21 protein-coding genes are annotated in these 24,422 nt (G+C 66.5%); 14 read left to right on the forward strand and 7 right to left on the reverse strand.

Annotation, left to right across the window (positions count from 1 at the left end; translation table 11 throughout):
- Positions 1 to 5 precede the first annotated feature (5 nt).
- From ispF to GOACH_RS01325, 4 genes are all read left to right on the forward strand, one after another.
- On the forward strand, positions 6 to 488 hold the full coding sequence (gene ispF / locus GOACH_RS01310; RefSeq protein WP_005169344.1) for a 2-C-methyl-D-erythritol 2,4-cyclodiphosphate synthase: 483 nt from the start codon (positions 6 to 8) through the stop codon (positions 486 to 488).
- A gap of 47 nt (positions 489 to 535) precedes the next feature.
- Complete coding sequence (cysS, locus tag GOACH_RS01315; RefSeq protein WP_040517426.1) at positions 536 to 1,924, forward strand: cysteine--tRNA ligase; 1,389 nt, start codon at positions 536 to 538, stop codon at positions 1,922 to 1,924.
- Between the two features lie 27 nt (positions 1,925 to 1,951).
- Positions 1,952 to 2,905 (forward strand): 23S rRNA (guanosine(2251)-2'-O)-methyltransferase RlmB, encoded by a 954-nt coding sequence (gene rlmB, locus GOACH_RS01320; protein ID WP_005169346.1) that lies wholly within the window; start codon positions 1,952 to 1,954, stop codon positions 2,903 to 2,905.
- 68 nt (positions 2,906 to 2,973) lie between these two features.
- Entirely contained in the window at positions 2,974 to 4,599 is a 1,626-nt protein-coding gene (locus tag GOACH_RS01325) for a carboxylesterase/lipase family protein (protein ID WP_005169347.1), read from the forward strand.
- Here GOACH_RS01325 and GOACH_RS01330 read toward each other — a convergent pair.
- The gene (locus GOACH_RS01330; protein WP_005169348.1) at positions 4,570 to 5,379 is read right to left on the reverse strand and encodes an alpha/beta fold hydrolase; all 810 of its coding nucleotides are present in this window, start codon (positions 5,377 to 5,379) and stop codon (positions 4,570 to 4,572) included. The genes GOACH_RS01325 and GOACH_RS01330 overlap by 30 nt on opposite strands.
- Before the next feature lie 266 nt (positions 5,380 to 5,645).
- On the opposite strand from GOACH_RS01330, the gene GOACH_RS01335 reads away from it, so the two are divergent.
- The 4 genes from GOACH_RS01335 to GOACH_RS01350 are packed head-to-tail and all read left to right on the forward strand — an operon-like array spanning position 5,646 to position 12,452.
- Positions 5,646 to 7,583, forward strand: a complete 1,938-nt coding sequence (locus GOACH_RS01335; protein ID WP_005169350.1) for a hypothetical protein — start codon at positions 5,646 to 5,648, stop codon at positions 7,581 to 7,583.
- Positions 7,580 to 9,118 (forward strand): hypothetical protein, encoded by a 1,539-nt coding sequence (locus tag GOACH_RS01340; protein WP_005169352.1) that lies wholly within the window; start codon positions 7,580 to 7,582, stop codon positions 9,116 to 9,118. Before GOACH_RS01335 ends, GOACH_RS01340 begins: the two co-directional genes overlap by 4 nt.
- Entirely contained in the window at positions 9,115 to 10,767 is a 1,653-nt protein-coding gene (locus GOACH_RS01345) for a glycosyltransferase (RefSeq protein WP_005169354.1), read from the forward strand. Before GOACH_RS01340 ends, GOACH_RS01345 begins: the two co-directional genes overlap by 4 nt.
- Positions 10,764 to 12,452 carry an ArnT family glycosyltransferase gene (locus GOACH_RS01350; protein WP_005169355.1) on the forward strand — a complete coding sequence of 563 codons (1,689 nt, stop codon included), beginning with the start codon at positions 10,764 to 10,766 and terminating at the stop codon, positions 12,450 to 12,452. The genes GOACH_RS01345 and GOACH_RS01350 overlap by 4 nt, the downstream gene beginning before the upstream one ends.
- A gap of 15 nt (positions 12,453 to 12,467) precedes the next feature.
- Here the strand turns inward: GOACH_RS01350 and GOACH_RS01355 are convergent, their stop codons facing one another.
- Positions 12,468 to 13,604: a glycoside hydrolase 5 family protein gene (locus tag GOACH_RS01355; RefSeq protein ID WP_005169357.1), complete on the reverse strand. Its 1,137-nt coding sequence runs from the start codon at positions 13,602 to 13,604 to the stop codon at positions 12,468 to 12,470.
- A 36-nt stretch (positions 13,605 to 13,640) separates the two neighbouring features.
- On the opposite strand from GOACH_RS01355, the gene GOACH_RS01360 reads away from it, so the two are divergent.
- A complete protein-coding gene (locus GOACH_RS01360; RefSeq protein ID WP_040517428.1) occupies positions 13,641 to 14,165 on the forward strand; it encodes a DUF2599 domain-containing protein in 525 nt (174 codons plus the stop codon).
- Between the two features lie 355 nt (positions 14,166 to 14,520).
- Here GOACH_RS01360 and GOACH_RS01365 read toward each other — a convergent pair whose 3' ends face one another.
- From GOACH_RS01365 to GOACH_RS01385, 5 genes are all read right to left on the reverse strand, one after another.
- The gene (locus GOACH_RS01365; RefSeq protein WP_005169360.1) at positions 14,521 to 15,441 is read right to left on the reverse strand and encodes a metal ABC transporter permease; all 921 of its coding nucleotides are present in this window, start codon (positions 15,439 to 15,441) and stop codon (positions 14,521 to 14,523) included.
- A complete protein-coding gene (locus GOACH_RS01370; protein WP_005169363.1) occupies positions 15,438 to 16,274 on the reverse strand; it encodes a metal ABC transporter ATP-binding protein in 837 nt (278 codons plus the stop codon). Before GOACH_RS01370 ends, GOACH_RS01365 begins: the two co-directional genes overlap by 4 nt.
- A 2-nt stretch (positions 16,275 to 16,276) precedes the next feature.
- On the reverse strand, positions 16,277 to 17,194 hold the full coding sequence (locus GOACH_RS01375; RefSeq protein WP_040517417.1) for a metal ABC transporter solute-binding protein, Zn/Mn family: 918 nt from the start codon (positions 17,192 to 17,194) through the stop codon (positions 16,277 to 16,279).
- 125 nt (positions 17,195 to 17,319) lie between these two features.
- Positions 17,320 to 17,901: a TetR/AcrR family transcriptional regulator gene (locus GOACH_RS01380; RefSeq protein WP_005169367.1), complete on the reverse strand. Its 582-nt coding sequence runs from the start codon at positions 17,899 to 17,901 to the stop codon at positions 17,320 to 17,322.
- Complete coding sequence (locus GOACH_RS01385; RefSeq protein WP_040517419.1) at positions 17,898 to 19,115, reverse strand: cytochrome P450; 1,218 nt, start codon at positions 19,113 to 19,115, stop codon at positions 17,898 to 17,900. The genes GOACH_RS01380 and GOACH_RS01385 overlap by 4 nt, the downstream gene beginning before the upstream one ends.
- A gap of 148 nt (positions 19,116 to 19,263) precedes the next feature.
- Between GOACH_RS01385 and mshA the strand changes: the two genes are divergently transcribed.
- From mshA to GOACH_RS01410, 5 genes are all read left to right on the forward strand, one after another.
- On the forward strand, positions 19,264 to 20,601 hold the full coding sequence (gene mshA, locus GOACH_RS01390) for a D-inositol-3-phosphate glycosyltransferase (protein ID WP_005169372.1): 1,338 nt from the start codon (positions 19,264 to 19,266) through the stop codon (positions 20,599 to 20,601).
- A gap of 42 nt (positions 20,602 to 20,643) precedes the next feature.
- Positions 20,644 to 21,276 carry a type III secretion system chaperone family protein gene (locus GOACH_RS01395; RefSeq protein WP_005169374.1) on the forward strand — a complete coding sequence of 211 codons (633 nt, stop codon included), beginning with the start codon at positions 20,644 to 20,646 and terminating at the stop codon, positions 21,274 to 21,276.
- Between the two features lie 127 nt (positions 21,277 to 21,403).
- Positions 21,404 to 23,011 (forward strand): 4-coumarate--CoA ligase family protein, encoded by a 1,608-nt coding sequence (locus GOACH_RS01400; protein WP_005169376.1) that lies wholly within the window; start codon positions 21,404 to 21,406, stop codon positions 23,009 to 23,011.
- A gap of 146 nt (positions 23,012 to 23,157) precedes the next feature.
- Positions 23,158 to 23,904, forward strand: coding sequence for a phosphoglyceromutase (locus GOACH_RS01405; protein ID WP_005169377.1), 747 nt, complete (start codon positions 23,158 to 23,160; stop codon positions 23,902 to 23,904).
- Between the two features lie 77 nt (positions 23,905 to 23,981).
- Positions 23,982 to 24,320, forward strand: coding sequence for a GNAT family N-acetyltransferase (locus GOACH_RS01410; RefSeq protein WP_005169378.1), 339 nt, complete (start codon positions 23,982 to 23,984; stop codon positions 24,318 to 24,320).
- Positions 24,321 to 24,422 lie beyond the last annotated feature (102 nt).

The following is a 24,422-nucleotide window of genomic DNA, read 5'->3' on the forward strand; positions in this document are numbered from 1 at the left end:
GGACGATGAGAGTCGGAATCGGCACCGACGCACACGCACTCGACCCGACCGTCCCGTGTTGGATGGTCGGCCTTTTCTTTCCCGACACGCCCGGATGCGCCGGCCATTCCGACGGCGACGTCGGCGCCCATGCCCTGTGTGACGCCGTGCTCTCGGCGGCAGGTCTCGGCGACGTCGGCTCCGTCTTCGGCACCGGTCGGCCCGAATGGGACGGGGTGTCGGGCGTGACGATGCTCGCTCACGTCTCCCGGATGCTCGAGGTCGAGGGATTCGCGGTGGTCAATGCGGCCGTCCAGGTGATCGGCAACAGACCCAAGATCGGCCCCCGCCGTGCGGAGGCGCAGCGGGTTCTCGGCGACGCGTTGGGCGCTCCGGTGTCGGTCTCGGCGACGACCACCGACGGGCTCGGCATGACCGGCCGCGGGGAGGGTGTGGCAGCGGTGGCGACGGCACTGGTGAGGGAGTCCTCCGACACCCATACCCCGTGACGGTCGGTGGCAGGGCGCGTGGAGCCGGGCAGGTAGAATTGCACGTCGTGACCTTGCGCCTACATGACACCGCTGCTCGAGAGGTGCGCGACTTCGTTCCGCTGCACCCCGGCCGAGTGACGATCTACCTGTGTGGCGCAACCGTGCAGGGTGTTCCGCACATCGGTCACGTGCGCAGCGGTATCGCGTTCGACGTGCTGCGCCGCTGGCTCGAGTACCAGGGCAACGACGTCCTGTTCGTCCGTAACGTCACCGATATCGACGACAAGATTCTGCGCAAGGCGGCCGAAGCCGAACGCCCCTGGTGGGAGTGGGCCGCCACGCATGAGCGCGAGTTCTCGAGCGCCTACGACGCACTCGGCGTGCAGCCGCCGTCGGCCGAGCCGCGTGCGACCGGCTTCGTGACGCAGATGGTCGAATACATGGAGCGTCTCATCGCGCGCGGGCACGCCTACGCCTCCGACGGTAACGTCTACTTCGACGTCCGTAGTCTTCCCGACTACGGTGCGCTGTCGGGGCAGAAGCTCGACGACATGCACCAGGGTGAGAGCGCGGGCACCGGCAAACGCAACCCGCAGGACTTCACCCTCTGGAAGGCTGCGAAACCCGGCGAGCCGTCGTGGCCGACCCCCTGGGGTCCTGGCCGACCGGGCTGGCACCTGGAATGCTCGGCGATGGCGACGTCGCTCCTCGGCGCCGAATTCGACATTCATTGCGGTGGAATGGATCTGATCTTTCCGCACCACGAGAACGAGATCGCGCAGGCGCATGGCGCCGGTGACCCGTTCGCCCGATACTGGTTGCACAACGGCTGGGTCACCATGGGCGGCGAGAAGATGAGCAAGTCGCTGGGTAACGTCGTGGCCATCCCGGCGATGCTGCAGAGGGTGCGGGCCGTCGAACTCCGTTATTACCTCGGGAGTGCGCACTATCGTTCGATGTTGGAGTATTCCGAGGGTGCGCTCACAGAGGCTGCCGCGGGCTATCGACGTATCGAATCGTTTGTGGGACGGGTGCTTTCGCGTGTGGGACCGGTCGCCGTCGGACAGGTGCATCCCGACTTCGCGGCGGCGCTCGACGACGATCTCGGCGTACCGGCGGCATTGGCGACGATCCACAATGTCGTACGCGAGGGGAACACTGCGCTCGAGGCGGGGGACGGGGCCACCGCGCTCGAGGCTGCCGGTTCGGTGCGCGCGATGATGGGCGTGCTCGGCGTCGACCCTCTCGACGAGCACTGGGTGGAGGGTTCCGACGACACCGATGCGATGTCGGCGCTCGACGTGCTGGTGCATGCAGAACTCGATCGGCGCGCGCAGGCACGCGCCGACAAGGACTGGGCTACGGCCGATGCCGTGCGAGATCGCATGTCGGAGGCAGGTATCGAGGTCACCGACACCCCCGATGGCCCCACCTGGGCGCTCAAGGGCAAGTAAGCAACTCAAGCGGACGGGACGACAACGATGGCCGGAAACTCCAAACGCCGTGGCGCGGTGCGTAAGTCGGGCAGCAAGAAGGGTCAGACCGTCGGTTCGGGCGGTCAGCGGCGACGTGGATTAGAAGGGCGTGGAGCCACCCCGAAGGCCGTCGACCGTCCCTACCATCCGGCGCACAAGAAGGCGAAGGCCGCCGGTAAAAGCGTTGCGGGACGCGCTAATTCGCGTCGAAAGGACGACGGTCCGGAGTATGTGCTCGGCCGTAACCCCGTGCTCGAGTGTCTTCGCGCGGGAGTTCCCGCCACAGCCCTCTACATCGCGGTCAACAGCGAACCCGATGAGCGTGTCGCCGAATCGGTGAAGCTTGCCGGCGACCGCGGAATCGCGATCCTCGAGGTGGGTAAGCCCGAACTCGACCGGATGTCGTCGAACGGACTGCATCAGGGCATCGCGCTGCAGGTGCCCGAATACCAGTACGCCCACCCCGACGACCTGATGCGCGACGCCATGGAGTCGGGTGTGCCGCCGCTACTCGTGGCACTCGACAACATCACAGATCCGCGCAATTTGGGCGCGGTGATCCGATCGGTGGCCGCATTCGGTGGACACGGCGTCGTCATTCCGGCACGTCGCAGCGCGAGTGTCACCGCGGTTGCCTGGCGGACCAGTGCCGGTGCTGCCGCGCGGCTTCCGGTCGCGCAGGCACCGAATCTGACCCGCACGCTCAAGGACTGGGCGCAGACCGGCGCGCAGATCGTCGGCCTCGACACCGAGGGCGACGTGACGCTCGACGACTACGACGGCACCGGGCCGACGGTGATCGTCGTCGGCTCGGAGGGCAAGGGCCTGTCGCGGCTCGTGCGTGAGACCTGCGACTCGGTCCTGTCGATCCCGATGGCGGGCGATGTCGAAAGCCTCAATGCGTCGGTGGCCGCGGGCGTGGTGCTCGCGGAGTTCGCCCGCCAGCGTCGCCACCGCTGAGCGATCCGCACCGGAACTCTGTCGGGCCGGTGTGACCGCGGTCTCGCGGTATTCGTTAGGTTGGGGCAATGACGTTGATCGACACCATCGTGACCACCACCGACGGGCTTGTCGGCGGCCGCAGGGGTAGACGTACGCGACGCGGCACGATCAGCTGGAAGGGCATCCCGTTCGCGGCTCCGCCCGTCGGCAGAGGCCGATTCCGTGAGGCGCAGCCGGTGGCTGCATGGCCAGGTGTCCGCGACTGCACGAGCTTCGGCAACGCCGCGGTCCAGGAACGTCGATTCACCGCTACCGGACCGGGCCGCTACGCACCGACCAGCGAGGACTGCCTCACGCTCAACGTCTTCTCGCCCAGCTCGCAGTCGTCGACACCGCGCCCGGTGATGGTGTTCATCCACGGCGGTGCCTACATCCTCGGGACCGCGGCGACACCGCTCTACGACGGTTCGGCGCTGGCACGCGCAGCCGACGTGATCGTCGTGACCGTGCAGTACCGGTTCGGCGCGTTCGGGCTGCTCGACTTCAGCGCGTATTCGACGCCCGAGCGCACCTTCGACGAGAACCCCGGACTATCGGACATGCTCGCCGCGCTGCGCTGGGTGCAACGCAACATCGCGGCCTTCGGTGGCGACCCCGACGCCGTGACGGTGTTCGGCGAGAGTGCGGGCGGATCGGCGGTGCTGACATTGCTCGCGACGCCGGACGCCGAGGGATTGTTCGCACGCGCGATCGCCGAGAGCCCGGCCCCTGAACTCGTCGTCGGCAAGCCGAGTGCCGAGGTGTTCGCAGACGAGTTCCTGCGTCTGCTGCGCGAGCCGGAGCGTCGAAGCAGCGACATCGCCGATCGGGGCGAGCCGATCGCTCCCGAGCACGCGCGCGAACTCCTCGACGGTGCGAGCACCGAGGAGATTTTCCGTGCGAGCAACCGGTTGATGCGTTTCGCGTCGCGGGCGCAGACGCCAGAACCCGTGCCGTTTGCGCCCGTCGCGGGCAGCAGGCTCCTACCGCACCTACCTGTCGACGCGGCGCAGGCCGGCAAGACGCACCCGGTTCCGCTGATCGTCGGCGGAAACAGGGACGAGGGCAAACTGTTCGAGAAGCTGTGGAACATGCTGCCCGACGCCGAGCGCATGCTCCTCCGCGTCGAGGACGAGGGTGCACGGGAGCAGATCTCCGCGCTCTACACAGGCCCCGGGGAACGCCTGCGGCTTTCCGCGGATGCGACGTTCTGGGCGCCGGCGTTGGCGTTCGCCGATGGTCACAGTCGCGTCGCACCGACCTACGCCTACCGCTACGACTTCTACACCAAGGTGCTCGGCAAGCTCGGCGTCGGCGCGACGCACGCGACCGAACTGTTCGCGGTGTTCGGTGCGTATCGTTCGGCTCTCGGCGCGCCACTGAGCGTCGGGGACTGGGGTGCCACCGCGCGCGTCACCGCCGACGTGCAGTCGCGGTGGGGCGCATTCGCGCATACCGGCGTGCCCGGCGACGACTGGCCTCGCTACTCGGTCGACGACCGCGAGACACTGGTCATCGACCGTTCCGATCGCATCGAGGCAGACCCGGACGGCGAGCGTCGACTGGCGTGGCACCGCGGCGTCGGACTGATCGCAGAGCCGGTGGGCTCGGCAACGGATGGGGTCGGTGACCCGACGCCGGGATCAGAGTTCGACGCTGCTCGGGGGATCTGACGCAAGATAGGTCAGTACCAGCGGGTTGAACAGGTGCGGCGATTCGAGCGGCAGGATGTGGGTCCCGGGCAGGACGGCCAGTCGGCCACAAGGCAGGGTCGCAGCAAGATCGACGGAGTGCTCGACGCGCACGATGCCGCGGTCGGCCGCGATGATGAGGGTCGGCGCGGCCACAGCCGCGAAGTCGGTGGTGTCGAAGTTCGGCTCGACGCGCAGCATCGCCACCGTCTTGTCGAATACGGCGTCGGCCTCGGCATCGTCGTGCAGAAAGCTGTCGCGCAGGCATGCGATGACGTGCTCGTCGTCGTCCCCGAGTCGATCGAACAGTTCGGAGACCAGTAGCCCGCCTCGATTCACGTAGCTGCCTGTGACGACGAGACGCGCGACGAGGTCGGGGCGGCGTCGGGCGACCATCAACGCGAGCACCCCGCCGTCGCTCCACCCGACGAGGTTTGCGGGCGCGCGCACCACGTTCTCGAGGTAGGCGATGACCTGTTGCGCCATCGACGCGAACGTGTAGGGCCCTGGTTGGTCGGGGCTGTGACCGTGACCGCTGCGTTCGGGTACGAACAGGCGTAGGCCGGCGTCGGCGAAGTCGCCCAACTGAGCACCCCAGCTCGATGCCGATGAGAACGATCCATGCAGGAGGACCGTCGGCGGCCCCATCGGGTCGCCTCCCTGGAAATGCCACAGGAGGTCGCCGTCGATGTCGACGAATGTCCCCCCGTCGGCCCTGTCGCCGACACCGGGTGGTGCGTTGCGGAAATGCGTGTCGATCATCCGCTCGATTCTCCGGCCAACCCTCCCAGGCGGCGACTACTGCCGTTGGACATGCGCCCATGCTTCCAGACGCCGTGAGGCGTTCGGACACGGAAAGGACTCGAAACCACAACGGCGAGCACACGCCACCGGGAGCCTGGCCCAACGCTGACACGGCCTTGTGTGTTCACTGACAGATCGCATAGTGCGGCATTAGCCTCGTACGTGCGAGCGCTGTGAGTCGGATGAGATCGGTGATTCCCGTCACGGGGGATTGGGTGTGAAGAGTGGGCGTGTGCCGTCGGATTGTCGTGATCGCCGCGGCACTGTGTGCCGTGCTGTCCCTGTCCGGGGTCGGTGACGCGCTGGCCGCACAGGGCGATACGCCGCCCCCGCTCGGTCTACGGTCGATCGGGGCCGCTCCCGACATCACGTTCGCCGGTCAGCAGGCGCAGGTCAGCATGTCGATTCCGGTGCCGCAGAATCTCGCGCCGGACAAGCTACGCGGGATCACCGACGTTCCGCCGTTCGTCACCGGGGGCACCGTCGACGTCCTGCAGGGCGACAGGGTGATCTCGCGGACGCCGATCAACCCGGCGCCGAACTCGCCGATCGAGTTGCCTCTCGCCGGCACCCGCGTGACCCGCAACGCCGCCGATATCACGTTGCGGGCCTACCTGACCGTGAGCGGAATCTGTCAGTTCGACCCCGACAACGCCTTTCACATACGTGATGCGACGCTCTCGTTCAGCGGGCGCGAGGCGATCCCACGCAACGTCGCCGAGTTTCTTCCCCCGATCCTGCGTAAGCTCACGATCTTCGTCCCGCAGAAACCGACGTCGGCCGAAGCGTCGGCTGCGGTCGGTCTCGCCACGTCCGTCGCGGGCAACTACGGCACCGCCGACTTCGACATCGATGTGGCGCCACTGGCGGCGGGCTCGCTCGCGCCCAGCGGGAGACCGGACTCGCTGGAGCGTCAGATCGTCATCAGTGAGGCGGCGCCCGCAGGGCTGGCCGTGCAGAACCGCGACGACGCTGCCTATCTGGTGATCGGTGGTGCAGCCAACGAGCTGACCACGCAGGCACGCGTCCTGACGTCGAACCTGTCGTCGATCGCACAGAGCTCCTCTGCTGTCGCCGGCCCGCTCCACACCGCGCCGCAGTTGGCTCCGGAGGTGCAGACACTCGCAGACGTGGGCGTCACCGATCAGCTCGTCACCTCGTCGGCCTGGCCGTCGATCACTCTCGGTATCGACCAGACCCGCCTGGGCAGGCCGTCGAAGGACATCCGCGTACAGCTCATCGGGTCGGCGACCCCGGCGGCGAACGGATCGTCGCCGGTGGTGTCGGTGCGACTGGGGCAACGCGTCATCGCGACGATCAAGACCGACGGGTCGGGCGCATTCGACCAGTGGGTCGACCTGCCCAACGATGCGCTGAGCAGGTACAACGGGCTGGTCGTGACCCTCGAACGAGGTGACGTGCGGGAGGGGTGCGGCAACGGTACGCGGGGATCGCTGAGTGTCTCGGCTGCAGGAGAGATACGCAGTTCGCCCGCCAGTCCGCCGTTGCCCGCCGGACTGGGCTCGATGCCGCAGGCACTGATGCCGCGTACGCAACTCGCGTGGACCACAGGCGACGTGCCCGACGTTGCGCGCGCGGTGTCGATCATGACGACCATGCAGCGCTTGTCGGCAATACCGCTCGGCGTCGACGTGGTATCGATGGCCGATGCCGCGTCGTCGACGCAGCCCGCGGTGCTCATCGCCGCCGACGGGCAGGGGCTGCCCGATGGCGTCGCGCTGCCGGTGACCCAGAAGTCGGGCACGGTCACCGTGCGCACGTCGTCGGGCACTTCATCCAGGGTCACGCTCAATCCCGGGGTGTCGTTCGGTTCGCTGCAGGTGACGCGCTCGGGAGATCGCAGCGTGATGGTCGCGACCTCGACGAATGACGCGGCCGACCTCGACGGGCTGCTGCGGTGGTTCTCCGACACCGACAACGCGTCGAACGCCAACGGCGATGCGGTCCTCCAGATTTCGGGTCGTGAGCCGATCACCGTCGACGCCACCGCGAACGGTCACGACGCGGCGTCGAACACTCATCCGCTGGGGTGGTTGGTGGTCGTCTGTGTGCTGCTGGGAGCGGTCATCCTGTTTCTCATCGTCGCCGCAGCGCTGCGGCTCCTACGGCGTCGACGTCTCGGCGACGACGACGCGGGATGACCGTCACCGCGGCACCCGCTGACTCCTCCGGCGCGGCGTCGGAGGAGTCGGGACGCGCCGGGCGGTCGATCACGTCGCGGCTGTTGCTGCGGTGGCTCGCGCTGATCGCGCTCACCGTCATCGCCTATTGGCACAACATCGGCCAGTTCTACCGCGAGATCGTCACCTTCGGCTCCGACCTCGACTACATCGTGGTCGTGCTGGTGCTTGCGCTCATGGCGACCTACGGCGTGACACTGCGGCGCAGCGACGAGCGAGCGATCCGCGATCGACAGACCGACATCATCGTCGGGGTCATCGTGATGCTGTTGTCGTTCTGCTTCGCGGGCGCACTGACCAACAGGTTCACCGGCTCGCTGTACCTGTTGACGCACCTCGACATCCTCGGACTGTGGACCTTCTTCTTCGGCGGCTGCATCCTGATGTTCGGTCTTCGTCCGACGATGCGGTACCACTGGGTCTGGTTGTTCGGCCTGATGACGTTCCCGATCGCCTACCGGGTCGCCGTGCTGTCCCTCGGCGGCAACGAGGTGGCCGCGGGCGCGGTGATGACCGTGTTCGGCGCCTTCGCCGCGGCCATCGCTGTCGGACGTGACCGCACGTCGGCGTTGATCGGCTTCGTGGGCGCGGGAGTGGTGGGAGGAGTGATCGTCGCGGTCGTGCGGCTCGCCCATCCGAGCGCGCCCCTGCTCGTCTATCAGGCACTGCCTGCCGTCGGCAGTGTGTTCGTCGTCGGTCTGATCGCCTACCTGCGTCGGCGAAGGAACACGTCGCCGCGCCCATTCGACCGGCCCCTCTACGAGCCCGGCGTCGACCGTATCAAGATCGGGGCAGCCGGCGTCCTTGTCGTCTCAGCGGTCATCACGTTGCTGCTGCCGTACCAGCGGGTGATGGTGACTCCCACGGTGACCATCGCGGGCCTGAGCACCACGGCGCCGCTGATCGTGCCGGACGCGTGGCGTCAGGACGGGCCGACGCTGCGCTACGACTGGGCAGGGGATTTCTATGGTCCGGGAGCCGTGCTGGCACGCCAGAATCTGTTGCAACGGAGCGGTGACGTGGCGTTCGACAAGGAGGCCCGTCCGCGCAAGCTGATCGTCGACACCATCGAGACGCTGTATCCGTTTCGCTTCGATCTCTACCCGGTGGTGTTCACCTACGACCTCTTCGGAGACCGCTTCTCCGATCCGGTGCTCGTGATGCTGCCGCACGGCATTCCCGCGGTCCTCGAGGTGATCCTCGACGACACCCGCTACCTGACCTACACCGTGCTGTCGTGGCAGTGGGGCAACGGCGAGCATGCGCAGAAGGTGGCGCTGTGGTCGGTGGACAACCATGAGCCGGACGCCTACTTCCCCCAGCCCGATCAGACGATCGCCAAGAACCTGCGTGAGCTGTTCAACGTCACGCTGCGTGGCGGCGCCGTGATCCGCGACGACAGACCGGATTTCAAAGACCGTCAGCTGGTTCTCGACGCGGGGCGAGACGTCGTCAACGCACAGCTCGACGGCGTCCGGCGAGAGGATCAGCCATGACCGGATCCGGTGGCGAGCAGGCGCATTTCACTCCGCCGACGACGAGAGCCGAAGTCGACCAACGGCTTTCGGACCAGGAGTATCGCACTGCGGCTCTCGACGACGCAATCAACCGATTGCGCCGCGAGGACCCGATGATGACGGCATCGGTGGCGTTCAGCCGCGCGCAGAAGATCATCGGGGTCGTCATACTCGCCGTCATCGTCGTCGGCTTCGTGTTCTGGCCGATCGGTACCGCGGCGACGCTCGTCTCCATTGCCACGGTGATCTACATCGTGGCACTCATCGAGCGGCTCAACACGTTTCGGCTCGGCCTCGTCAACGGTGCGATCAGAATCTCCGACGATGACGCCCGCGCCATCCCCGACGACGAGCTGCCGCGTTACACCGTCCTCGTGCCCGCGTACGGTGAGCCGGAGGTCGTCGGGCAGCTGATCGAGGCGATGGAGTCGTTCGAGTATCCGCAGGAGAAGCTTCAGGTGTTGCTCCTGCTCGAGGAGGACGACGCCCCGACCATCGAGGCCGCCCACGCCGTCGACTCGTCGCCGATCATCACCACGGTGCTCACACCGCCGGGCGACCCGCGGACCAAACCGAAGGCGTGCAACTACGGATTGCACTTCGCCACAGGAGATATCGTCACGATCTTCGACGCGGAGGACCATCCCGACCCGCTGCAGTTGCGGAGGGTCGTCGCGACGTTACGGGAGCTCGACGACGACTCCGTCATCTGCGTGCAGGGCAAGCTGAGCTTCTACAACGTCACCGACAACGTTCTGACACAATGGTTCACCGCCGACTACGGCATCTGGTTCGGCTATCTGTTGCCGGGGCTGATGGTCAGCAAGGCGACGATTCCGCTCGGCGGCACCTCGAATCACTTCCGCAAGGACATGCTGATCGAGTTGGGCGCGTGGGATCCGTTCAACGTCACCGAGGATGCCGACCTCGGGGTCCGCATCGCGGGGCAGGGCTATCGCACCGCGGTACTCGATTCGGTCACGCTCGAGGAAGCCAATGTCGATGGCATCAACTGGATTCGGCAGCGCTCGCGCTGGTACAAGGGTTACATGCAGACGTGGCTGGTCCACATGCGCAGGCCGCGTCGGCTGTTTCACTTCATGGGGCTCCTCGGTATGGTGCGCTTCACCCTGCTGATCGCGGGTACTCCGTTCATCGCATGTATGAACATGATCTTCTGGCTCATCCTGATCGTGTGGATCGCCGGGCAGCCTGCATTCATCGCGGAGTTGTTTCCCGGCCCGATCTACTATCTGTCGCTGGTCTCGTTCGTGATCGGAAACAGCGCAGCCATTTACATGACGCTCGTCGCCAACCGAGAGGACGACCGGGGAGAACTCCTCTGGTCGGGTCTGATCGTCCCGGCCTACTGGGTGATGATGAGCATCGCCGCGATCAAGGGGATGTGGCAGTTGCTGTTCCGGCCGTCGTACTGGGAGAAGACCGCGCACGGACTCACCTCGGACGCGACGCCGACGGAGAGTGCCGCGAACATTTCGGATCCGGCCGGCGGGGGATCGGCCGCCGTGGATCGGGGCGGTGCGGGTCCGGGCGGTGCGGGTCCGGGGGGTGCGGATCCGGGCGGTGCGGACTCGGGCGGTGCGGACTCGGCGCAGGCGGCTCGGTGAATCGCCCATCTGTTGCGCTCTGGCTGGTCGTGTGGCTGGCCTATCTGGCCTTCGGGGTGTATCTGGCTGCAGGTCTGCACGTGTACTTCGGCGACTCGTTGTCGCGGGTCCAGGCGGCACAGAGCGTGTTGTTCAGTCGCGATCCGCACCTTGCCGCAATCGGATTCATCTTCACCCCGCTGACCGCACTGGTTCAGCTGCCGCTCACCGCGTTGTCGGTGTGGTGGCCGCAGCTGACCACGGACGCGTTGTCGGCTGCGATCATGTCGTCGTCGTTCATGGCGGGCGCGGTGGTCCAGGTGTCGGGAATCGCGCGCGACCGCGCATTACCGAAGACGATGACCGTCATCGTGACCCTCGTGTTCGCACTCAACCCGATGATCGTGCTGTATGCGGCGAACGGTATGAGCGAGGCGCCCTACCTCTTCTTCCTCGCCTGGGCGGTTCGACGGCTGATCCGCTGGGTCGACACCGACGATGTACACGAATTGATCGTCGCCGGAATCGCTCTCGGCCTCGCGTACCTCACAAGGTACGACGGTGCTGTCGCCGCCTTCGTCGCGGGCTGCTTCGTCGCCTTCGTCACCTATCGACGAAGCGACAAGGCGGCCGGGCGAAGGCTCCGCACACAACGCGCATTGCTCGACGTCGTGCTGGTCGCGTCGCCGAGCCTGCTGGCGTTCATCGTGTGGGCTGCAACGAGTTGGTTGATCACCGGGCAGGCGTTCGCGCAGTTCACCTCTCAATACGGCAACAGCGCCATCATCGACCAGTCGGGCGGAACCGGCAGTGCCACCGGATTCGACGCCCTGCGCTTCTCGATCACCGAGCTACTCATCCTGGCACCGCTGTATCTGGTGCTGTTCGTACTCGTTGCGTGGGTACGTATCCGGCGTCACCGGCTGTATCCGCTCGCGGTGCCCGTACTGATCATCGGGGCGGTGGTCGCCTTCCAGGTATACAGCTACATGCGCGGAACCACCTTCGGATTCCTGCGCTTCTACATGACCGTCATCGTGTTGGCGGCGGTGACGGCACTGCTCGCGACGCCCGCTCGACGTATCGAACCCTACCGACGTCTCGGTCCGAGGGCCGCACTGCCTCATGCCGATTCGCGCGCCGGACGCGGATGGCGGTACGGCGTCGTCGGGGTGGTTGCTGTGCTCGCGTTCGCTGTGGGACTCCCGGTGACCGCGGCGGGGATGACGTCGCCGAAGTACGCACCGCAGGAGTTTGCCTACCGATCTGTCATTGCACCACAACCGGATTCGACCGAGAAGCGCTACCTCGACGAGGAGCGAGTGCTGAGGTCGTTTTCGACCGAGCGAGCCCTCGCGGAATACCTCGACTCGTTGCATCTTCCCGACGGCAGCGTGCTCACCGATACCGTGTACGGATTCGCCGTCGTCGTGCAATCGCGCCATCCCAAGCAGTTCGTCATCCCATCGGATCAGGATTTCGACAGAGTTCTCAACGAACCCGCCCGATTCGGGGTGCGGTTCCTCCTCGCCGTGCCGCGTGCGGGTCGCGGGTCGTCGGACGCTTTGAATATCCGATATCCGACGCTGTACGAGAACGGCAATCAGATCTCGACGCTCGCGCTCGAGGCACGCAACCAGGGCACCAACATGCCGACATGGCGGGTGTACGAGGTCAACCCGTCGCAGGGCGACGGTCCGCGGTAGTGGCTCTGCCCGGGCTCAGGAACTCTCGCGCGCGACAACCTGCCACGCCGGGTCGTCGTAGCCGATGTCGAAGGTGCATTCGTCGGGACGGGGATCGGGGACAAATGCCCACAGCAGTGCGCCGGCGACCCCCACCGAGCGCATCGTCTCGTACTTGCTGCTGAACTGACGCGCACGTGTGTCCAGCGGTAGACACGATCCAGCGTCGATGCCGATCTCATTGACCACCAAGGGTTTACCGAGTCGGCGTGCCTGGGAGATGCGCGTGGGCAGGTCGCTGCCTCCCGGCGCAATCGCGCCGCCGGCGCTGTAATCGTGAAAGTCGAGGACATCGAGGCCCGAAGACGCTGCCACGCGCCCGTAATCGCTTCCCGCGAGCCCGCATTGGTCTCCACCGACGAAGCCGGCGAAGATCGGGTGCTTGGGGTCGATGGCCCGAATCCGTTCGCCGACCTGGTCGAAGAACGTACGCAGTACCGTCGCACCGTCGGCGGGGCACGTGCGGTTCTGCCAGGCGCATCCCGTTGGCCCGCAGACGCTGGCCTCCGGCTCGCCCACGGGCTCCCAGCCGGCGAGTGACGGTTCGGTGCGCCACCGGGTGATGGCCGTCGTCAGCCAGTCGGCGAATGTCATGCCCGCAGCGGTTTCGGTTGTGTGCCAGCCATTCTGGTACCAGGTCCGCTCCTTGAACTTCTCGTCCTCGCATGCGCCCGAGCTGCCGGTCAGGACCGGCAGCACCATCTGGTTGTGACTTCGGGCCGAGGCGAAGATCGCGTCGAGGCGACCGTAGTTGTTCGCCCCTGATTTCTTGTCCACGAGGAATGCCGAGTAGAGGTTGAATCGGGTGAGCGCGCGTGGCGGTAGCTTGCCGAAATAGTCGTCGAGGTCGACCTGTGCGCCGCAGCCGGCGTTGAGCGACCAGTCCGTGCCGAGTTGGTAGCTGTTGAAACCTGCCGGAAACCAGTGGCGTCCGTCGAGGACCAGTCCCGTGTCGGTGGTCGTCACCCGTCCCGGAAAGTCGTGGTGCACCGACGGTGCAGGCGTCGAGGCATCGTCCTCGAGCGGTGTCGGAGCGGGCTGGCCGCACGCTGCTGCGATCAGGACGATCAGCACAGCGCTCACACAGAGTCTGAGTGCGTGCCGGAGCGTCACGGGTCGAACGTTACTCCGCCGACTACGGTCGGGGTGGTGAGAAGAGTTCGGGCGTCGCGTGTGGTGGTCGGGGTGGTATCCGCGGTCGTGCTCATCAGTGCAGCGCTGCTGGCGGGTTGCGGGAGCGACGCGTCGACTCCCGGCTCCTCGTCCAATCCCTCCTCCGTAGAGGCGGGACCTGCTGGGTCGGTCGCGCGGAGCAGTTCGACCGGTATGGCGTCGAGCAGCGGTCCTGTCCTCGACCCCGCGCACCCCCCGCCCTACATCGAGCACGTCTCATGGGTGGACACCGCGGTCGGCCCAAGCCTGCAGATCTACCCCACGCCGAACGGACGCGCAAGCATCGCCGACGACGGCGCGCAGGTCGCGTGGCGCGAGGTGCTCGCACTGGCACCCGACGCCGACACTCCCGGCATGCGGGCACAGTTCGTGTGCCACTGGGACTTCGCGCGAGCCGTCGAGCCGAACAAACCGAGCTGGAACATCGAACCGCAGCGGCCCGTCGTCGACAACTCGACGATGATCGCGACCCGCTGCAACCCTGGCGGCCCGGAGGAGTGACGCGTGGCGGCGGCCTCGGGTTGGTGCGCTTCTGGGGGCGCCGGTGGTTCGGGGGTGTGCGCGTTTCGGGGGTGCAGAAAGTGGGGGGAGGGGGCTTTTCGCGGGTTTCTGTGCTTTCCGCGGGTAGTTCCTGGCGGGGACGTCGAAGAGTGGGGGAAGCGTCGGGGCGTGGACTCTTCCGCTACTTTCGGCGCGGAAATTTTCTGGCAGGAGCGTCGAAAAGCAGGGGAAGCGTCGGGGCGTGGACCCCCGCCACGCCCGGTGCCGAACACTCCGGCGCGACAACGTCCGAAACCCGCGGAAACGGCCCGGCCTTACGCCTCGCCCCTGCGCGCCCGCCTGCTGTCGGCCGGCCCTACGCCGCCGCCGCGGTGATCTCTCGGCGCGTGGTGTGTTCGCGCCGTGCGCCGATCTGTCGGCAGACGACGTAGATCACGAACGAGATCGTCGTGACGAACACCGACACCGGCAGCTTGGGGGCCAGTGAGAGGATCAGCCCGCCGACGGCGGCAATCTCGGCGAAGATCACCGACAGGACCATCATCAGCGTGGGGTTGGCGGTGAGCCTGGCGGCAGCGGCGCCCGGAGTGATCATCAGCGACATCACCAGTAGCGCTCCGATGATCTGGACGCCCTGCGCGCAGGCGAGGCCCATCAGGATCGCGAAGATCACCGACAGTGCGCGGATCGGGACGCCGTTGGCTTCCGCGACTCGCGGGTCCATCGAGGCGAACAGCAGTGGACGGTAGATCACCGCAAGGACCGCCAGGACGACGACGGTGGTGATCGCGATCGCCGCCAGCCCCTGCACGCCGACGCTCACCACCTGACCGGTCAGCAAAGCGAAGCCCGTGCCGATGCGGCCGTAGAGTGCGAGGAACAGCACGCCGAGTCCGAGGCCGAACGCCATCACGACGCCGATCACGGAATCACGTTCGCGCGCTTTGTTTCCCAGATAACCGAACACGCCTGCGGCGACGACGGCGCCGATGATCCCGCCGATGTTCACGCTGATGCCCGCGAGGAGCGCCGCGGCCGCGCCGGTCACCGACAACTCGCTGGCGCCGTGAACTGCGAACGACATCTGTCGCACCACGATCAGCGGGGCGAGTACGCCGCCGAGTAGCCCGAGCAGCGCGAGGGCGAGCATGGCCTGCAGCACGAAGTCGTAGTGGAGCAGGTCGGCAGTGACGGAGAAGTCCCAGAAATCGCTCCAGTGCCTGTCGGCTGCGAGCACGCTCGACGTTCCGCCCGCAACGGATGAACTGATCGTCATGTCGCGGGTAGTCCCTCGGGTGCGGTGCAGTGATGCGCGTCCTCTTCACCGCCGACGACGAGCAGTCTGCCGTTGACCCGCAACACCTCGACGTCGCTGCCGTACAACTCCGACAACGTCGCAGTGTTCATCACCTCGTCGGTGGTGCCGATGCGGAATCTGCCGCCGACCAGATACAGCACGCGGTCGACGTAGGGCAGTACCGGGTTGATCTCATGGGTGACGAACACGACGGCGGTATCGGCGTCTCGGCGTCGTTTGTCGATGAGTTCGACGACGCGTTCCTGGTTGGCGGGGTCGAGGCTGGCGAGGGGCTCGTCGCAGAGCAGCAGGTCCGGATCGGTGGTCAATGCCTGCGCCACGCGCAACCGCTGCTGCTCGCCGCCGGAGAGCAGCCCGACGGGTGCGTCGGCGAAGGCGGTCGCGTCGACCTCGGCGAGCGCGGCGTCGACCTTCACCTTGCGCGTTTTTCTGCCGCGCAGCCCGAGACCCCACTGCGCGCCGTCGACGCCGAAGCCCACGAGATCGCGCCCGCGGATCGCCATCGAGTCGGCGTCGTCGGCGTGCTGCTGCGGGATGTAGCCGACGTGGTCGGTGACGGTCAGCTCACCGGCCGACAACGGGTACTGGTGCAGCAGAGTGCGTAGAAACGACGTCTTGCCCGAGCCGTTCGGGCCGAGAACGGCGACGAACTCTCCCGGCATGATGTCGAGATCGAGGTCGTCCCAGAGCACCCGGGCACCGAAGGCCAGTCGCGCATGCCGAAACGAGGCAACCGGTTCGTGACCGTCGGGTTCGCTGCCATCGGGTTCGCGGCCGTCGGAAGCGGGCACGCTCACGCCGCGAGTGCCGACGAGAGCGCGGCGATCTGCTTCTGCTGCCAATCGGTGTAGCTGTGCTGACCCTCGGGCAGCGTCTCGGTGAACTTCACAACAGGAACGTTGGCAGACTTTGCGGTCGACAGCAACGCATCGGTGACGGCGTCGACGGCCTGCGTGTTGTAGACGAACGCCTTCACCTGTCGGGTGCGGAGCAGATCCTCCATCGCGGCGCGGTCGGCCGCAGACGGCGACTGGCCCTCCTCGACCGCGGCGGTGAAGCCCTCGGGTGCCACGTCGTCGAGACCTGCCTCGGAGAGCAGGTATGCCGCGAGCGGTTCGGTCTGCGCGACCTTCGTGCCGTTGTGCGCCTTCTTGATCTCGCCGAGTGACCCACGCAGGGCGTCGATCTTCTCGTTGAACGCCTTGGCGTTGTCGCGGTAGGTGGTGGCGTTGGCCTCGTCCTTTTGTGCCAGGTCGTCGGCGAGTTCGGTGGCCACCTGTCCGACGACGGGCAGGTTGTAGAAGACGTGCTCGTTGGTCTCGCCGTGCGCCTCGGGAACGGTGTTCTCGTGGTGGCTGGTCATCGTGTCGAACGCGTTGATCACCGTGCCCTTGCTGTTCTGCGACGCCTTCTCCATGTACTCGTCGTAGTGACCGCCGTTCATGAGCACCACGTCGGCGTCGACGACCTTCGCCGAGTCCGCTGCCGACGGTTCGAACTCGTGGGGGTCGCCGGTCGGGTCGTTGAACAACACGGTCACCGATGCCTTGTCGCCGGCGACCGCCGAGGCCACGGCGCCCCACACGTTGGTCGAGGTGACGACGGTTGGTGTGCCGTCGGAACCACCTGAGTCGCTGCTCGAACACCCGGCGAGCGTCAGTGCTCCGCCCAGCGCCAGTGCCGTGGTCAGTGCCAGCACAGCTCGTCTCATGGTCAGCCCACCCTTTTCGCTAATGACAATCGTTACCGACAGAAGTGTAGGCGATGGGAGTCGACGACGCGCCGCGGGGTTGTCATACGCGCGTGATCAGCGCGTATGCGTTTCTGCGCTGATGTCTACGTTGTTAACGCCGGCACGACGAATCGTGCGAGCAGGGCGCGCTCGGCGTCGGCATCGGATTCGGGCGAGGTGAGCAGCGACACGATGACCCGGACCAGCCACGCGGCACGCAGAGCGAGGTCGTCACGGGCGACATCGTCGGAAAGGACACGCCTCAGGAATTCCGTTGCCACCGAGTCGATGGCAGGGGAGAGCAGGGCCAGGTGCCCCGACGTCGCAGCCATGTCGGTGGTGAACCACGAAGACAGTGCGGGATCGGTGCGGACCCCGCGCAACGCTGCCAGCGTTGCGGTCAGCAGTTGCTTCTCTGGAGGGGCGAATTCGTCGATGGCGGAGTCGACGTCGCTCGCCACCTCACGCGTCGCCCGCTCGACGTAGGCAGCCATCAGTTCCTGCTTACCGGGGAAGTATCGGTACAGGGTGGCGCGCGAACATCCCGCGGCGTCGGCGACGTCGCGCATCGTGACCGCTCCGACGCCGCGTTGCGTGAAGAGCTCGACGGCGGTGTCGAGGATCCGGGTGTGTGCGATCTGTGCCCGGTCGTCGGCGAGCCAGTCGCTCGCGACCCCGCCGCTCATCGGCGCCCCTGCGGATAGAACGGCACGTAGGTGGGTCGTCGGACGTAGTTCCCCGACGCATAGGTGATCCCATCGCGGTCGACCTCGAAATCCCTATGGCGCGCGAGTAGTTCGGTGAGCGCCACCCGAGCCTGCATGCGCGCCGCGGCCGCTCCGAGACAGTGGTGATGACCGTGGCTGAACGACAGGATGCGGCGAGGTGCGCGGCCGACGTCGAGGTGTTCGGCATCCGGCCCGAAGACCGACTCATCACGGTTGGCCGCCGCGTAGCAGAGCAACACCTTCCGGCCCGCCTCGATCGTGACCGGTCCGTGCGGGGTGTCGTCGTAGGTGACCGCACGGGTGGTGGTGCGCGCGAGTCCCTGCACCGGTGAGGTCAGCCGCAGCAACTCGTCGATCGCATCCCCGATCAAGTCCGGCTGCTCGACGAGACGTCGACGCTGGTCAGGGTATGCCGAAAGCAGTTCGACGCTTCCGCCGAGCATGCCCGTCGTCGTGTCGTTGCCCCCGGTGATCATGGTGAACACGAAGGCGAGGACGGAGACCAGACCCGCGGGCTCGTCGGCAACGCCCGCCTCCACGAGGGCCGAGACGGTGTCGTCGCCGGGGTGGGCGCGTCGGTGTTCGACGAGGTCGCCGAAGTACGAGAGCAGCTCCGTCGTGGCAGCTGCCGCGCCGGCACCATTCGACGAGCCAACGATGGCGGTGGTCCAGTCGTCGAAGCGCGTCCAGTCCTCCTCGGGCACACCGAGGTAATGCGCGACGACCATGCTCGGCAACGGCTTGAACAGCTCGCCGACGATGTCGGCGGGTCCGTCGGTGTCGAGGCGGTCGAGCCGATCGATGACGAACTCCCGCACCCGCGGTTCGATCGCCGTCACCTGCCGCGGGGTGAACCCGCGCGCGACCAGTGATCGAAACGACGTGTGCTGGGGCGGATCCTGCATGACAAGCGGTGGGTTGTCGGCGAGGCCGATCGCCTCGAGCTCGCCGTAGACCACGGTCAACCCCGCAGCCGAGGAGAAGGCCGTCGGGTCCGATGCCGCGGCGAGGACGTCCGCGTGTCGGGTGAGCACCCAGTAGTCCTGAGCGACCACGTGGTGAACCGGCGATAAGCGCCGAAGGCGTGCGTACATCTCGAACGGGTTGCGCCACGAGTCGTCAGAACGCAGCTCGAACGCTGGCGCACCGCCCTGAGACAGAATAGTCTCCATGTCTCGACACTGAGGCATTTATCGCGACCTGTCAATGCCCGGCCGTCGGAACCGAACTCGCGCTGAGACGGCTGACGGCAGGCGTCTACCAGCGTCGTCCGGGTGAGCGGACGATCGACGACGTGCAGACCTTCTCTACAGTGGAGTGATGAGCTTCAGGGGGCCGCGGCGTGTCGCGCTCGTCTCGGTGCACACCTCTCCGCTGGCGCAGCCCGGGACGGGCGACGCCGGCGGCATGAATGTGTACGTGTGGCAGACCGCGCAGCGCCTCGCCCGACGCGGCGTCGAGGTGGAGATCTTCACCAGGGCGACGTCGTCGTCGGATGCGCCCATCGTGGTCGCCGCGCCCGGCGTGACGGTGCGCAACGTGGTGGCCGGACCGTTCGAGGGCCTCGACAAGCGCGATCTGCCGACACAGCTGTGTGCCTTCACGGCAGGCGTCCTGCGGGCCGAGGCGCAGCAGCGGCCCGGCTACTACGACCTCATCCACTCGCACTACTGGCTGTCGGGGCAGGTCGGCTGGCTCGCCCGCGACCGATGGGGGGTTCCGCTGGTGCACACAGCGCATACCCTGGCAGCGGTCAAGAACGCCTCACTCGCAGCGGGCGACACCGCCGAGCCGATGCTGCGGGTGGTTGGCGAGCAGCAGGTCGTCAACGAGGCCGATCGTCTCGTCGCGAACACCGAGACCGAGGCACATGAGCTGGTGTCGATGTATCAGGCCGACCCCTCCCGCATCGATGTCGTGACCCCGGGGGCCGACCTCGACTGCTACACGCCCGGATCGATGGAGAAAGCGCGCACCGAACTCGGATTACCTTCTGACGCAACACTGTTGACGTTCGTAGGCCGAATCCAGCCGCTGAAGGCCCCCGACATCCTGTTACGCGCCGCAGCGCCGCTGATCGAGAGGTCGCGCGACTCGGCGCGCCCCGTGCGCGTGCTCGTCGTCGGCGGGCCGTCGGGTTCGGGACTCGACACGCCTTCCGCGCTCATCGATCTCGCCGCACAGCTCGGCATTTCCGACGACGTCATCTTCCTTCCGCCGCAGCCGCCGGCTCGGCTCGCCGACGTCTATCGGGCGTCGAATATTGTTGCGGTGCCGAGCTATTCGGAGTCCTTCGGTCTCGTGGCGATCGAGGCGCAGGCATGCGGCACCCCCGTGATCGCCGCCGATGTGGGGGGCTTGTCTGTCGCGGTGTCGTCCGGGCGCAGCGGCGTGCTGGTCAACGGCCACGCGATCGGCGACTGGACCAACGCGCTGGAGAAGATGATCGCTTCACCGGACGAGCTCGCCGCGATGCGTCGTCATGCGCGCGCACATGCCGAGAACTTCTCCTGGGAGCACACCGCAGATGCCCTGCAGGAGAGCTACTCGCGTGCGATGGCCTCCTTCGCCGCGGCACCCGGCGCGCGGGTGGGTCCGACCGGCGCGGCACGGCGTGCGTCGAGGCGGTGGCGGCGGCGTCATCGCACCAATGTGTGATCCGAACAGGTAACCGACCCAGCGTCGTCAGGAGTGATAGCGGTGAACCACATCGAGAATCTCGAGCTGTTGGAGAAGTCGCTGACCGAGCGCGACATCCCGTACAGCCGAAAGCGTTCCGGCGGCGCGAAATCCGAGCACGTCGTCCTCGAGCTTCCCGGCGAGAAGAAGCTCAAGACGACGGTGCTGCTGACGGCGGGACCGTATGGCGTGCGCGTCGAGGCATTCGTGTGTCGGCATGCCGACGAGAACCACGAGGCGGTGTATCGGTATCTGCTCAAACGCAACCGTCGTCTCTACGGCGTCGCGTACACCATCGACAACATCGGTGACATCTACCTTGTGGGTCGAATCTCGGTGGATGCGTTGACATCCGACGAGATCGACCGTGTTCTCGGGCAGGTTCTCGAGGCGGCGGACGGCGACTTCAACACACTCCTCGAACTCGGTTTCGCGACGTCGATCCGTCGTGAATGGGCGTGGCGAGTCTCGCGCGGCGAATCGCTCCGCAACCTCCTCGCCTTCGAGCACCTCATCGACAAGGAGTCACTGCCCGAGCCGGGCGAACCACTGCCGGGCCGGTATGTGCCCGGGGAGGCGGAAGACGCGAGCAACGGCTCGGTGATCGACGCCGCGCAGGACGCGCCGGACGGCGGTGCGCAGCTCGACGATTGAGGCGCCCATCGCGCGAGTCGGCGTCCTCCGTGACTGTTCCGGACTGGCGGCGAGGCAGAGAGGGGCGTCACACCATGGCAACGCTCGTTGGTAAGATCGTGGCGACTGATTTACCAACGGAGGTGCCATGAGCGTCAAGAGTCCCTACCCCGACGTCGAGATCCCGAATGTCAGCGTCTACGACTACCTGTTCGGCAGTATCGCCGACGACGATCTCGACCGAGTCGCGCTCATCGATCCCAAGTCCGACGCGAAGACCGCCTATGGTCAGCTGATCGCCCAGATCAACGCTGCCGCAGGCGCACTCGCGGATCGTGGTATCGGCGTCGGCGACGTCGTCGGCATTCTCTCGCCGAACATCCCCGCGTTCGCGACCGTATTCCACGGCGTTTTGCGTGCGGGCGCGACGGCGACCACGATCAATGCGCTCTTCACCGCGCGCGAGATAGCCAAGCAGCTCACCGATTCCGGCGCCAAGATGCTCGTCACCATCTCGCCGATGGCGTCGCAGGCGCTCGAGGCGGCCAAGGAGGTGGGGATCGCCGACGACGCCGTGGTCATCCTCGACGGTGAGGGGCTTGACGCGTCCGGCCATCCGAATGCCGCAGACCTGCTCGGCGCCAAGCTTCCTGCCCCGGACGTCTCGTTCGACCCAGCAACCCACGTGGCCGTGCTGCCCTACAGCTCGGGAACCACCGGAAACCCCAAGGGCGTCAAGCTTTCTCACACCAACCTCGTCGCCAACGTCGCGCAGATCGCCCCGCTGCAGGGCATGGCCCGCGACGACGTCATCGTCGCCGTGCTCCCGTTCTTCCACATCTACGGCATGACCGTGTTGCTCAACGCCGCGCTCCGCGCACGCGCGAGCCTCGTCGTGATGCCCAAGTTCGACCTCGTCGAGTTCCTGGAGAACATCCAGAACCACAAGGTCACCTACGCGTTCATCGCGCCGCCGGTCGCCGTGGCGCTCGCCAAGCACCCCGTCGTCGAGAACTACGACCTCTCGTCGCTGCACACCATGCTCTCGGGGGCTGCGCCGCTCGACGACGAGCTCGGCAAGGCCGTGGCCAAACGACTGAACCTGCACATGTTGCAGGGTTACGGCATGAGCGAGTTGTCGCCGGTCAGCCATCTCATTCCGATGGATTCGCAGGCCGTGCTCGGATTCGACGAGCCGCCGCTCTCGTCCGTCGGGTGGCCGATTCCCAACTCCGAGAACAAGATCGTCGACCCCGCCACGGGTGAGGAAGTCGGCGTGCCGAGTGAGGGCATGTCGGAGCCGGGTGAGCTGTGGGTCCGCGGACCGAACGTCATGCTCGGCTACCTCAACAACGAGCAGGCCACTCTCGACACCATCGACGCCGACGGCTTCCTGCACACCGGCGACATGGCACAGCTCGACGCGACCGGGGCGGTGTACATCGTCGATCGCCTCAAGGAGCTCATCAAGTACAAGGGCTACCAGGTGCCGCCCGCCGAACTCGAGGCGCTGCTTCTCACCCACCCGCAGATCGCCGACACCGCCGTGATCGGCGTGATCGACGAGGAGAGCGGTGAGGAGATCCCGAAGGCTTTCGTCGTCAAGCAGGCCGACGCCGCGCTGACCGAGGCCGAGGTCATGGAGTTTGTCGCGGCCAAGGTGGCACCGCACAAGAAGGTGCGCCGCGTCGAGTTCATCGACGCCATCCCGAAGTCGTCGTCGGGCAAGATCCTCCGCAAGGATCTGCGTAAGTAGGACCGGCCACCGAGGTGGGGGAGGAGCATTTCCTCCCCCACCTTCTTGCTGTCTGAGGCGAGTCGGTGTCGCCGACGCCCGGCGCACCCGGCGAACCCCTCGCGTCGTCGCGAAGCGTTCGAGCCGATGTGGAAAACTGTTGTTCCATGAGCAACGGCACCCTGATCCTCATGCGGCACGGCGAGAGTGAATGGAACGCGTCCAACCAGTTCACCGGGTGGGTCGACGTCGCGCTCACCGACAAGGGGCGGTCGGAGGCGACACACGCAGGCGAACTGCTCGTCGAACACGACGTCCTGCCCGACGTGCTCTACACCTCGCTTCTGCGCCGGGCGATCACCACCGCGAACCTCGCGCTCGATGCTGCCGACAGGCTCTGGATTCCCGTCGTCCGTGATTGGCGCCTCAACGAACGCCACTACGGTGCGCTGCAGGGTCTGAACAAGGCCGACACCCTCGAGAAGTTCGGCGAGGAGCAGTTCATGCTGTGGCGCCGCTCCTACGACACCCCGCCGCCGCCGATCGATCCCGAGTCGGAGTACAGCCAGACGCACGATCCCCGGTACGCCGACCTCGACGAGGTACCGCTGACCGAGTGCCTCAAGGATGTCGTCGAGCGACTCATTCCGTACTTCGAATCCGCGATCGCCGCAGACATTCGCGCAGGCAAGACAGTGCTCATCGCTGCGCACGGAAACTCACTACGTGCACTGGTCAAGTATCTCGATGGCATCTCCGACGCCGACATCGCCGGGCTCAACATCCCAACCGGAAATCCGCTGCGCTACGACCTCGACGAGAACCTGAAGCCGCTCAACCCCGGAGGCACCTACCTGGACCCGGAGGCGGCCGCAGCGGGCGCGGCTGCCGTCGCGGCGCAGGGCAAGAAGTAGGCGCACACATACCCGTACGCTCGTCCGTGACCTAATTGTCACGGACGAGTTGCAGTGACCGAGGTTACATTGGTGGTATGGCCGATTCTGGAACCCTGCGCATAGTCCACTCGGCTCCGCAGGAGCGGTACGAAGCGATCCTCACCGATACCGAATCCGTCCCGCGCGACGCCGAACCCGACGAGCACCTTGTCGGGTACCTCGACTACGTCTCCGAGCCGTACCAGGTGATCCTGACTCACACGGTGATCCTCGACGCCTACTCCGGGCGGGGATACGCCGGCCAGCTCGTCCGGGCCGTGCTCGATGACATCCGCGCTCAGGGCAAACAGGTGGTGCCCGTGTGCTCGTACGTACGCCACTACATCGACGAACACCCTGAGTACGCCGACCTGGTGGCCTCGGTCACGTCCTGACTCCCGCCGCATCCGGGTGCGACGTCGACCGCGGGTGGAACGATGCGTGAACAGCGGTCGAACACTGCTGCGCTGAGTGTTCCCGTAGTTTGGTGAGCCGTA

The organism is Gordonia aichiensis NBRC 108223 (assembly GCF_000332975.1).
Classification (GTDB): Bacteria; Actinomycetota; Actinomycetes; order Mycobacteriales; family Mycobacteriaceae; genus Gordonia; species Gordonia aichiensis.